Source organism: Paenibacillus macerans, assembly GCF_050565405.1.
Classification (GTDB): domain Bacteria; phylum Bacillota; class Bacilli; order Paenibacillales; family Paenibacillaceae; genus Fontibacillus; species Fontibacillus macerans_B.
In genome coordinates this window covers 26,047-36,403 of record NZ_JBNYYG010000056.1, presented here as the reverse complement: position 1 = coordinate 36,403, position 10,357 = coordinate 26,047, and the positions used below count along the sequence as shown (strand labels likewise).

Genomic DNA, 10,357 nt, shown 5'->3' with positions numbered 1-10,357 from the left:
TAAACAAGCTGACACCGGTAGAGTTCCGGCGCCAGCTTGCAGCTTAAGGGCTTTTTTCAATGTCTACAAAATTGGGGCTTGACCACCGGCCAACAGGTTTTTTACTGAGTGCTATAATAAGAGGAGTAGTTTAGTACATAATGGAACGTGGAGTGAGAAGGATAACGAATTGGTGGACGAATTGGAAAAAATGGTTGTAGATTTACTTATAGCAAAAGCGAAGATAGAGAATCAAGATAAAATCTAACGTGTTACTTATCATTTTTCGTTTCCGGAAGCATCACTGAGGTTGACCGTAGAGAAGATAATGGAATCTGCTCTCATATGCCAATTTTAAATAAGTAATTCCTTCGAAAGGATGTGTAGTGCAGTATGAGTGTTTATCAGGAATGGGGTTTTATGGATAATCCTTTCTCTCCATCACCTTTGCCACCTAGTGAAAGAGGTGCCGAGTTGCTAGTTGGCCGCGATAAAGAGTTGCGCATGCTTTCTAGGAGATTGAGAAATGCTCCCAAATGGGTGACATTAGAGGGACAGAATGGAGTAGGAAAGACAAGTTTAATCAATGTAACAGTTCACTCAGCGTACCAAGATTATTTAGCAGAAAGATCCCCAGACCTAATAATTCCGTGCAAGAAACCTTTTCAAATAAGTGCAAGTAAAGAGCCACAAGATTTTATTTGGGAAGTTTATGTTGCTATTGCCCAAACGTTAATTGATAAGGCCAAGGAGCTTCGTGATGGTGGGATTAGTTTGCCGAGTACGTCTGCTTTAGATAAATGGTTAAATTATCCTTTAATAGATACTTTTCAGGTGGGCGGTGGTTTCTTAGGAGGGAGCGCTAACTTTGGAAAGACCTCTCAAACAAATGAAGGTGAGGGTTTTACAAAAAATGGTTTGCCTGCATTAATTAATGAGTGGTTAGAAGAAATATGGCCGGAGGACAGTAGTGGAGGTATTGTTTGCATTATTGATAATTTAGAACTTCTTCAAACATCAGCAACTGCAAAGAAACTACTAGAGGAACTAAGAGATACAATTTTAAACTCTACAGGTATTAGGTGGGTTCTGTGTGGGTCAGCCGGTATTGTCAGAAGTGTTGCATCTTCTCCCAGGCTAAATGGATATTTTCACGATCCGCTGTTAGTTGAAGGGATTGATTCAAGTGTTGCTGATCAAATACTATTATCAAGGATCAAGGCCTTCGCCCAAAATCCTGATAAAAGCTATCTCCCTTTGACGTCACATGATTTTGCAAAGCTCTATAAGGTGCTGAACGGAAACTTAAGAGATGCTTTAAGTAAGGCTGACGCTTACTGCCAATATATATTAGATGTAGAGGAAGAGCCTGATACTGGTGAAGAAAAGTCTTATGTTTTCAATAAATGGGTTATTGAGCAGTGCCATCAGCTATCTAGTATTATTCAAATCCAGCCCAGAAGTTGGAAGGTTTTTGACCAACTCGTGAAAAATGAGGGAATATCAGCTCCCAGTGAATATGAATCATATGGGTTTAATAGTGTAGAAGCTTTGAGACCTCATATAAAAAGTCTAGAAGATAATGAACTAGTAACTTCAACAAGAGATGAGGGTGACAATCGAAGAAAAACAATACAACTGACAGCCAATGGTTGGTTGGTTGCATTAGCAAGAGAGCTTATTACATTTTGAGTTACGGGGACATCCAATATAGAAAATAAGAAACAGAGCAGTGAGAGAACCCTCACTGCTTTTGTTGTTTATATTGAAACAAATTACAGCAAACGTGCAAATGATGTTTTGGAGGAGTAGAGTGTATTTTTGATAGAACGAAGGTTTTGTATTAGATTTATGTAAATAAGAACAAATGACAACAATAGCTTCTGCTGAACGGAATTTGCTATTTAAACGCCCTCAAAACCTCCTGATTCACTCGCCGCAAAGTCTCAATCTGTTCCTCGGTTAATCCCTCAGTGCTTGCAACAAAATGATCGATAGCTTCCCATCGCGGCGAATCCTCTTTGATCTGCTCAATATTAAAGTAGGCAACTTCGCGAAGGGAGACTTTTAAAGCTACCAGTACTTTCTCCAAAGTATCGATGGAAAAGTTCCGTTCTCCCCGTTCGATGGCTCCGATATATCTATAGTCCAGACCGGACAAATCCGCCAAGTTTTGTTGCGTGAGGCCTTTCGCGTTTCGTATGGCTCGGATTCGATTTCCTAGAAAATTGCGCAATTCTGCCATTTCATCACCTCAGTATAAGCTTAGGTGACTTGGAAAATATTATGCAGGGCATTAAATATAGTTTTTTATGTACAAAATACTATTTATATATAGTATAATAGAGCCAAAAGTGGGCTTATGTGGGTGAAAGCATCGTATATGTATCGATTATTGGCGTAGGTTTCCGTCTGTTAAAGGAGGTATTCCCATGAAACCTGCAACCACGGTCAGACAAGAGTTGGAGGATTATTTGAGGAGGACGGAATTGACGCTCCAGCAATTCTCCGAGATATCCGGGATTAATCCGGGTACGATCAGCTCGATGTTAAGCGGGCAACGCCAGATTTCCATGCATAATCTGGATCTCATCACGGAGGGAATGGGGCTCGGGGATGGTTCCCTTTACGAGGTCTATTTGGAGGACTGTTTGTTTGGCGCGCCGCCGGATTGGCGGCGGATGGGGCCGTTTCTGCGGCGGTGTGCGGAGCTGGACAAGCTGGATTGCCTGGAACGGCTGGTGCAGGCGGTGGCGGATCATTTGGCGTATATGCCGTTGTTGTTGGAGACGGCGGAGCAGTTTTTTCGGGAGGGGAAAAGAAGGGCGGCCGCCATCCTTTACAACTGTGTCGCCGAATGCGAGAAGTACCAACATTCCGAACGCCTGGCGCTTAGCCGGTATCGCCTGTTTACGATTGGACTCGGGGACGATCAGGAGGAAAATTTACGCGTCGCCGCTTTGTTTGAAGAATATGTCGATCGTTTGGAAGAAGGGCATCAGTTGGATGCACTCAAAGACTTGGCGGATGTGTACGCTTCTTTGCATCGGTGGGATCGGGTTCAATCCCTCGCGGAGAAGCTGGAGCAGAAGGCGGCGATCCAATATCACCATCGGGTGAAAAGAAAACGGAAGGAGGTGGGAAAGGGGGCGTCCAGGCCGGAGCTTTTTTATCTGATGTACGCTTATTTGTTGATGGCGAATGTCTGCGATGCTCATCAAGAGTACGCCCGGGCTTTGGAGTATGTCGGTCTGTATAACGGTAGCGATTCGTACGGAATTGAGAAATGGAGCGAGGAAGAGCGGCGGATTGCAGAACAGTTTCGGGAGTGGGGCAGGGCCAACACCCATTTGTATCGCTTGATGTCCGGCGAAGTTAGGGCGCTGGCGGATTATGCGGCGTGCTTGGCGGCGAATGCGCATGAGACCGTTCCGGGGATGTACCGGATTTTGCAGGCGGCCAACCAGTTTCAATTGAATGTGGATCATTTGCTGGAGCGGTTCCGGGGGCAATTGGCGTATCGGGATCGGATGTGCCGTTTCGGCAAATATAATTCGCAGATTGTGGCGGATCAGTATGTCCGGTACTTGTCGGAATTGGCTCAATACGATCTGTATACGCAGCGGTACGAGCTGGGCTTCCGGCATCTATTCGAAAGTTTGGAGCTTGCGCTGAGGTTTAACCATGAGACCATGTTGATCCACTGTGTAAGGTTGTTCGAGCAGTTCAGGCATAAGGCGTCCGGGGAATGTCAGGAGCAGTACAAAAATCTATTATGCGAGGTGCAAAAGAACCATGAGAAGAAGAGGAGTTTTGTCGTTGATCATGTTTAGTTTTGTAGTAGGCGTGGCGTGGGCTTTGAACAGCCCGGGCGTGCAGATCATGATTCACGGGTTGGGAGGCTGAATGAAGGGGAAGACCAGACCCATCCAGAAAAATTGATCGTTCACTTTGGAGAAAAGCATCCGGGCTCATGAATTTGAACAATCGAGCGCGAAAAGAAATGAATAAAGAAGCATCATGGACACCAAAAAGATGCCTGCATGGGTATTGTACTAAGGGCTACTGAACGTCAAGGAACTAACCTTAACGAGTGACCGCACAGACATGAGAGAAATGGCAATTAACCTGGTATGCTTGAAAAGATGGGGGTTGCCCCTAACTTTTCTTACAACCTTTTTCTTCATGAAAACCAAGAAACCCTAACCTTGTAAAAGAGTAGGGTTTCTTGGTAATTTGATCATGGTATTAAATTTGTTTATGGAGAAAGGTCTGCGGGACCACTGGCATAGTACGGGAAGAAACTTAGTGCACTTTTTTTGTTCACATCTCTAAATGTGAGAGTGTTTACTGGGCTGGTGAAAGTAAAGCTGGCAGTAACTGCAATTGTTTCAATGTCGTTATACGAATCTCCCCACATATTATTTTTTTCACCTTAGGAATTGTCTTCAGGCTTCCATTAACATAGGTTCTTAAATTATGGGTTTCATCCGTTTGTACATTATTTGATGACGCCTTCAGTTGCCAAACTGTCCCGTTTTCAACCCATACATATTTCATTTTTGATGCATACGATACTGATAAGTCATAGGTGTCATAACTAGGGTAAGAAGTTGCTTCAGGCCAAAAGTAGTCATATAGGGTCCATTCTGCATAAGGAATATTTCCAATTGCTCTTTGAAGTAAGAAATCAAACACTTTATCTCTAAGTTTTGAAAATTCGAATGGTTGGTTTATCAACTTAACTGCGTTATAGTGTTTAACTAAAGGGGCTCCGCCACCGGATTTTGGAACAGCATATGTGATCCATATTTTATATGTCTTACCACTGACGGTAACTGTTTTTTCGCCGTACGAAAGGATATCGACATTGGGGTACGGCCCCCATGTTGGTGGTCCGGCTAATATCTGAAGATTATCATATTCAGTTTGAGCAGCAGATGCTTCATTTAAAATATTTCGTTCTTCTTTCAAACCTTTCTCTTCTAGCTCTGTTACTAAATTTTGATCTTGCATATAAAGGTTGGCGATAGAGGTCGTTGTAGAAATGCCATTTAGAGATGTTTCTTTAAGTTTGGATTGTTCTAATCTTACAGCAACAAGTTCATCGAGCAGTGACTCTACTTCAAGTTGCTCTGCCTTATCGAGTTTGGGTACATTGCTGTAATCACTTTGCGGACTCGATGAGGCCAACGCCGATCCAGTGATTCCTGCAAAAGCTGTGGTTATTGCAATTAAGAAAACGACTAGTTTTTTCATATATCCTCCTTAATATATATTTCCTCGGAGGTGCATGAAATGAAAAATAACAAATGGGTAATAGGACTTGTAGCTCTCCTAATTATATTAGGAGCTGTATCGATTCTTTTTTATAGAAACTATACTGCGTCAGGAATACTTTGGAAGAATGGAATATCCAAAAACGATATAAAGTTAATTTCAACCGATAATAGATATTTTCATCATTACTTATATGAGAGAAATGGTGAACTAGCAGGGATATTAACGTTACAAAGGCGTGGGGAGTCAGATTTCTGGTCAGAGTATATCAACGAAAAAGGGCTATACATTAATAAAAATAACTCACCCAACCTTGATGTGATTCGAAGTATTTCTCCAACGGTTATAGATCATAACCCTGTCCACTTGCCTATTTTTGGGGGGGTAGTTACATTAGGGGATGAAAAAACTTTTAGTATCCGTGCTAAAGAAGAGATTAGACAACCAACCGTGATATCCAAAGTAAAAGAAAAAACGTACTTTTTCTTTGCTCCTACTGATATGACAATGGAAGATCAGATTGAAGTAATCTTTGCATCGGTAAGCTCGGGCTCAATCCCTCGCTGAGAAGCTGGAGCAGAAGGCGGCGCAGTTGGAATCATGACACCCAAGAGGTGGATTTTGTGATTCGAACCGATGCTTTTCACAAAGGCGGACAGACCAAGTGAGCCGGACGGCCATCCGACTTCCCACACAACATTTTGGGTGGGAAACCTCCAAAGTGCTTGGATAAATAACCCGCACCCTTGGCGCTAACTTGGGCGGGTTATTTTCGTTTAGGGTATGGATATAACATCATTGATTTCACCGAAATTACCGCGGTATCTCAACACTCACCTCACCCCCGCCCGTCACCTTAGAATTGGCGATATGCAGCTCGCCCCCATGCAAGCGGACTATAAACTCGGTGATATATAAGCCCATACCGTAGTGGCCGTCGGTTCGACGGGACGGGTCGCCTATGTAGAACTGTTCGGCCGCGCGTTTGAGTGCTTCGGGCGAGAAGCCCAGGCCTTCGTCGGTCACGCGAAAATGGATCCAATCGTCCGCCTTCTCCACCGATAGCGTGATTCTACTCTTTGCCGGGGCGTGATCCATCGCGTTGGCGATGACGTTCATCAGGGCGCGCTCCAACAGAACAGGATCGGCATAGAGCTCGTCCGGCAGTTCGCCAACGGTGTTGATCGCCACGGAGAGCTCTTTGACGGCGGCCAAGGCCTGTATCTGTCCTTCGATCGTGGAGGTGAACTCCTTCAGATCCAGGCTTACGGGCTGATAGGAAGCGGCAGTCTCCGTATTCGTGATTTCGATCAACGTCTTGATATAAGCTTCCATCTGGCGGGTGCTTTGGGCAATATAATCGGTGTACTCGCGTTGCTCCTCGGTTTGGTCTGTTTCGGAGAGGAGCTCGACATTGCCGCGAACGATGGTGAGCGGGGTTTTGATGTCATGAGCGAGCGCCGAGATTTGAGACCGGCGGCTGCGCTCCAGGTTCCATTGCCGCTCCAGCGAGTTTTTCAGGGCATCCTTCATTCGATCCATGGACTGAAGCACCCGGTCAATCTCGGCAATCCCGCTGTATTGAATCGTAAAGTCCAGCTCCTGCTCCTGAATTCGCCGGGTTGCTTCCTGCAGCCCGTTCATTTTGCGGGCTAGCTTCCGACCGAACGAGGAGGCCAGCAAGCTGGTCCCTAATAGAAAAAGAACACAGAACAGCACGATAAAAAACAATTCTACACCGGGCAGAACGCGGCGCAGCGCAGCGTTGCTAAATCGGGCGGCAATGGAATATCGAAAAATATAGACTTCTTCGCCATAGGTTACTTTCATATAGGAATAGGGATAGGTGTACGAAGACAGACTTCCCTCCATCTGCTTCCACGCCGCATCTCCTTGCTCGACAGTTAAGCTATGTTCCAGCAACCGCCCATCCAGCGTATATTTCGCATATTTGTACAAGGCAGACGAGGGGTTTAACGGAGGTCTTTGCCCCTCCAAGATCCGGTTCTTGGCCTCGAATACTTGCTTCTCCGCATAATTCGCCGGAAGAATAGCCCCGGTGTTCAGCAGCCCCATCAAGATCGCGGTTAGCAACAGGACAATCCCGATCGTTCCCAAACAAAAAGCAGCTAAATATCTGAGGAACAGCGTACGGAGCTTGGTTAATTTAGGTCCTGACTTCGGCAGGGTTACTTCCATCGGTATCCTATCCCCCAAACGGTTTCGACCGGAGCGACATTCATTCGGTTCAATTTGGCCCGGATATTCTTGACATGCTCCACAATGGTGGAAGCGTCACTTTCTCCGTCGAATCCAAAAACGGATTCATAGATCTGATCCTTCGAGAACACCTGCCCCCGGTTTAACGCCAAAAACTCGCAGATGGCATATTCGCTTTTGGTTAACGGGATCACGGTATCCTGCACGCGGATCTCCTTGCCCGACAAGTTGAAGTGAACTTCACCGATACAGTGTACGGTGCGCCGTTCCCGGCTTTCCCGGCGGAGATGAGCGCCAATTCGCGCGCGTAGCTCCCCTGCCCCAAACGGCTTGACGATATAATCGTCCGCCCCGATGGCCAGCCCCTCCACCACATCATTCTCCATGGATTTGGCGGTCAGGAATAGCATCGGGCAGTCCACCATGCCGCGGATTTGCCGGCAGAGGGTGAACCCGTCCATCTCCGGCATCATCACGTCCAACAGAATGAGGTCGTACTGGCCCAGTTGCAGACCCGGTACCTCGGAGGGAGTGGAGAGGGTCGTGACGACATGCCCTTCTTTTTGCAAAATATTGCGAAGCAAGGCCAATACGGCGGGATCATCGTCTACAGCAAGTAGGTTAGCCAAGGTAAATCACTTCCCTTTGCTTAGCGGCTTCTATTCCAGCGACTTCGTGCCTTCCCATCGCCGGAACCAACCTCCTAATAATACCATGATTGCGACCGTTCCACTTATGCAGAAGAGAATCCCCGGCCGAGCCAATGGTTCCGCCGGGATAGCGCCATCTCCCGTGCTTCCGTATTCCATCCAAAGGGTGACGAATCGGGCGGCCCAGGCGTAGGGGATGTAGATCCAGTTCCGATCACCGAGACCGGTAAGCAGCAGGGCGGCCGTGAGGCTCCCCAAAATCCCTAAACCGATAGAGGCCCCTTTGCCGAATCGAAGGCTCACGTACAAATGCAGCGCATAGAGAAAAATACAGCTTCCGAACAAGATGCCAGCGGCCTTCACGTAGAACCCCAGTGAATAGAGAGACTGATTCAACAGATACAGGAAGCCAGCCCCGAATCCTACGGAGGCCAGCAACGTGCTGCCAAAGCCCAAAAGCAGAAGCAATGTCAGCTTGCTGGCAAGAGGGACAAGCCGGCTCGGCAAAGCTAATAGTTGTTGGTACCGACCTGCGTCAGCCTCCTGGTCGGCGGCGATGGCGCACACCATCCCGATCAGGGTAGGAAAAGCGACGGCGAGCACCTGCAAATAGCCGCTGACCTTAGAGGCCGGCAAGAAGGGAGTATAGGCATAGTAACCCAGGAAAATGCCCATCCCCGCCAGCGGGACGAGAAGATGCACCCACAGCATCGGTTGCCTTCTCAGTTTGATGAGCTCCGATCGGAGACTACGAGAGTAAGCGAGCATCTTACTTGGCCTCCCGGTTGCGAAAAGACAGCGTAGTCAGTAAAGACAGCAGGAAGAATAGCCCCAGCGTGATCAGCACTCCTGGCAGGATAACGCTCTTGTCCCATAGGGCATGGCCCGCCGGAACCGGCAGTCCGTTCGGAAGCACGCCGATCGTAGCGCACATGAGCCGGGAAGAGATTGCGTAAGGAACCGACCACCAGCTATCTTGGGCGGCAAATAGGATGTTGCAGGCCACGTTGCCCAGCAGATTCAAGATCAGGGTAGCAAATAGGCCAATCCGGTCCGTCAAGTAGAGACTGAGGGGAATCTGCCACAGAAAGGTTAGAAAGAGCAGCGAGCTACCCGCCGCGCTGTCCGCCAAAGTCAGACCGGCCGGGAAAACCAAACCGCTGAGCGTAACGCCGAGAAAGAGGACGAGGATGGAGGCCAAGAGCATGCCTGCGACAACTCCGATTTTGCCGAGCCAGATGTTGTACGGGGGAAGAGGAAGTCCAAGCACGGCACGGTATTTCAGCTTCTTCCCATCCTTCTGAAGGACGCCGGCACACATCAGCGTAAGTCCCCCGGGGAGCAGCATCGTATACCACCAGTTATAGCTGGCAATCTGAAAGAAGGGCCCGGGCATCAGTCCTGCGCACAGGAGCAAAGTGAAAAGGGGAGCTAGCCAGATCAGCTTTTTCGTAAACGTTCGTTTGATTTTCAGCCACTCCGCACGGATACAAACCGTCATCCTATTCCCCTCCTTTGCGGTGCTCGCGGGCAATTTGCATAAATAGGGACTCTAAATTTTCGCCAGGGGTTACCGCTTCTTGATAAGCCAGAACCCCCTCTGCGATGATGCCGATATGGTCGGCGATTTGCTGCACCTCGGACAAGACGTGGCTGGACAAAATAACAGTGATTCCTTGCTGCGGGAAAGATCGGATCAGCTCCCGAAGTTCCTGAATGCCAATAGGATCGAGGCCGTTCGTCGGCTCGTCCAGAATCAGCAGCTTGGGGTGGTGAAGCAGGGCGATGGCGATGCCGAGCCGTTGCTTCATCCCCATGGAGAATTGACCGGAGCGTTTTCTCCCGGTATTGGTCAATCCGACGATGTGCAGAACCTCATCCATCCGTGAGTCCGGCAAGCCGAGGAGCGTCGTCCGCACCCTAAGGTTCTCTCCTCTCTTGCCGTCAAATTCTCGTAAAGCGGAGGGGACTCAATCAGGGCACCGATTTGGGATAAATCCGCCCGCGACCAAGGCTTCCCTCGGAATAAAATATCGCCGGAAGTCGGGCGCAGCATGCCGGTCAGCATTTTCAGAAGGGTGGATTTTCCGGCCCCGTTGGGACCAAGCAGCCCGTAAACGGAGTTCTCCTGAATGGAGAGGGAAACGTGGTTTACCGCCTGCTGGCCTCTAAAGGTTTTGCTTAGGTTCCGAGTCTGCAGAATAAGGTTGTTGTTCATGCTTCTTCAT

10 protein-coding genes and 1 pseudogene are annotated in these 10,357 nt (G+C 47.9%); 3 read left to right on the top strand and 8 right to left on the bottom strand.

Annotated features, from left to right (window positions below; genetic code table 11):
- The first annotated feature begins 372 nt into the window (after positions 1-372).
- Positions 373-1,671 (top strand): hypothetical protein, encoded by a 1,299-nt coding sequence (locus ACQ4N8_RS23120; RefSeq protein ID WP_430706706.1) that lies wholly within the window; start codon positions 373-375, stop codon positions 1,669-1,671.
- A 208-nt stretch (positions 1,672-1,879) separates the two neighbouring features.
- Here ACQ4N8_RS23120 and ACQ4N8_RS23115 read toward each other — a convergent pair whose 3' ends face one another.
- Complete coding sequence (locus ACQ4N8_RS23115) at positions 1,880-2,224, bottom strand: helix-turn-helix domain-containing protein (RefSeq protein WP_430706705.1); 345 nt, start codon at positions 2,222-2,224, stop codon at positions 1,880-1,882.
- Positions 2,225-2,411: 187 nt separating this feature from the next.
- On the opposite strand from ACQ4N8_RS23115, the gene ACQ4N8_RS23110 reads away from it, so the two are divergent.
- Positions 2,412-3,812, top strand: a complete 1,401-nt coding sequence (locus ACQ4N8_RS23110) for a helix-turn-helix domain-containing protein (protein WP_430706704.1) — start codon at positions 2,412-2,414, stop codon at positions 3,810-3,812.
- Positions 3,813-4,326: 514 nt separating this feature from the next.
- Here the strand turns inward: ACQ4N8_RS23110 and ACQ4N8_RS23105 are convergent.
- Positions 4,327-5,238 (bottom strand): hypothetical protein, encoded by a 912-nt coding sequence (locus ACQ4N8_RS23105; RefSeq protein ID WP_430706703.1) that lies wholly within the window; start codon positions 5,236-5,238, stop codon positions 4,327-4,329.
- Between the two features lie 39 nt (positions 5,239-5,277).
- Between ACQ4N8_RS23105 and ACQ4N8_RS23100 the strand changes: the two genes are divergently transcribed.
- A complete protein-coding gene (locus tag ACQ4N8_RS23100; RefSeq protein WP_430706702.1) occupies positions 5,278-5,826 on the top strand; it encodes a hypothetical protein in 549 nt (182 codons plus the stop codon).
- Positions 5,827-6,072: 246 nt separating this feature from the next.
- Here ACQ4N8_RS23100 and ACQ4N8_RS23095 read toward each other — a convergent pair whose 3' ends face one another.
- From ACQ4N8_RS23095 to ACQ4N8_RS23070, 6 genes and pseudogenes are all read right to left on the bottom strand, one after another.
- Positions 6,073-7,458, bottom strand: a complete 1,386-nt coding sequence (locus ACQ4N8_RS23095) for a HAMP domain-containing sensor histidine kinase (protein WP_430706701.1) — start codon at positions 7,456-7,458, stop codon at positions 6,073-6,075.
- Positions 7,449-8,108, bottom strand: coding sequence for a response regulator transcription factor (locus tag ACQ4N8_RS23090; RefSeq protein WP_430706700.1), 660 nt, complete (start codon positions 8,106-8,108; stop codon positions 7,449-7,451). Before ACQ4N8_RS23090 ends, ACQ4N8_RS23095 begins: the two co-directional genes overlap by 10 nt.
- 30 nt (positions 8,109-8,138) lie before the next feature.
- Positions 8,139-8,897, bottom strand: a complete 759-nt coding sequence (locus ACQ4N8_RS23085) for a lantibiotic immunity ABC transporter MutG family permease subunit (protein ID WP_430706699.1) — start codon at positions 8,895-8,897, stop codon at positions 8,139-8,141.
- 1 nt (position 8,898) lies between these two features.
- The gene (locus ACQ4N8_RS23080) at positions 8,899-9,630 is read right to left on the bottom strand and encodes a lantibiotic immunity ABC transporter MutE/EpiE family permease subunit (RefSeq protein WP_430706698.1); all 732 of its coding nucleotides are present in this window, start codon (positions 9,628-9,630) and stop codon (positions 8,899-8,901) included.
- Between the two features lies 1 nt (position 9,631).
- The gene (locus ACQ4N8_RS23075; RefSeq protein WP_430706709.1) at positions 9,632-9,940 is read right to left on the bottom strand and encodes an AAA family ATPase; all 309 of its coding nucleotides are present in this window, start codon (positions 9,938-9,940) and stop codon (positions 9,632-9,634) included.
- Positions 9,926-10,347, bottom strand: a pseudogene (locus ACQ4N8_RS23070) (ATP-binding cassette domain-containing protein); the annotation flags it as partial. The pseudogene ACQ4N8_RS23070 and the gene ACQ4N8_RS23075, both read right to left, overlap by 15 nt.
- Positions 10,348-10,357: the final 10 nt, after the last annotated feature.

Bases quoted from the DNA above. Each gene is read 5' to 3' on its own strand.
- ACQ4N8_RS23120 (WP_430706706.1), top strand. From the start codon at position 373: ATGAGTGTTTATCAGGAATGGGGTTTTATGGATAATCCTTTCTCTCCA.
- ACQ4N8_RS23075 (WP_430706709.1), bottom strand. From the start codon at position 9,940: ATGAAGCAACGGCTCGGCATCGCCATCGCCCTGCTTCACCACCCCAAG.
- ACQ4N8_RS23095 (WP_430706701.1), bottom strand. From the start codon at position 7,458: ATGGAAGTAACCCTGCCGAAGTCAGGACCTAAATTAACCAAGCTCCGT.
- ACQ4N8_RS23100 (WP_430706702.1), top strand. From the start codon at position 5,278: ATGAAAAATAACAAATGGGTAATAGGACTTGTAGCTCTCCTAATTATA.
- ACQ4N8_RS23115 (WP_430706705.1), bottom strand. From the start codon at position 2,224: ATGGCAGAATTGCGCAATTTTCTAGGAAATCGAATCCGAGCCATACGA.
- ACQ4N8_RS23105 (WP_430706703.1), bottom strand. From the start codon at position 5,238: ATGAAAAAACTAGTCGTTTTCTTAATTGCAATAACCACAGCTTTTGCA.
- ACQ4N8_RS23080 (WP_430706698.1), bottom strand. From the start codon at position 9,630: ATGACGGTTTGTATCCGTGCGGAGTGGCTGAAAATCAAACGAACGTTT.
- ACQ4N8_RS23085 (WP_430706699.1), bottom strand. From the start codon at position 8,897: ATGCTCGCTTACTCTCGTAGTCTCCGATCGGAGCTCATCAAACTGAGA.
- ACQ4N8_RS23110 (WP_430706704.1), top strand. From the start codon at position 2,412: ATGAAACCTGCAACCACGGTCAGACAAGAGTTGGAGGATTATTTGAGG.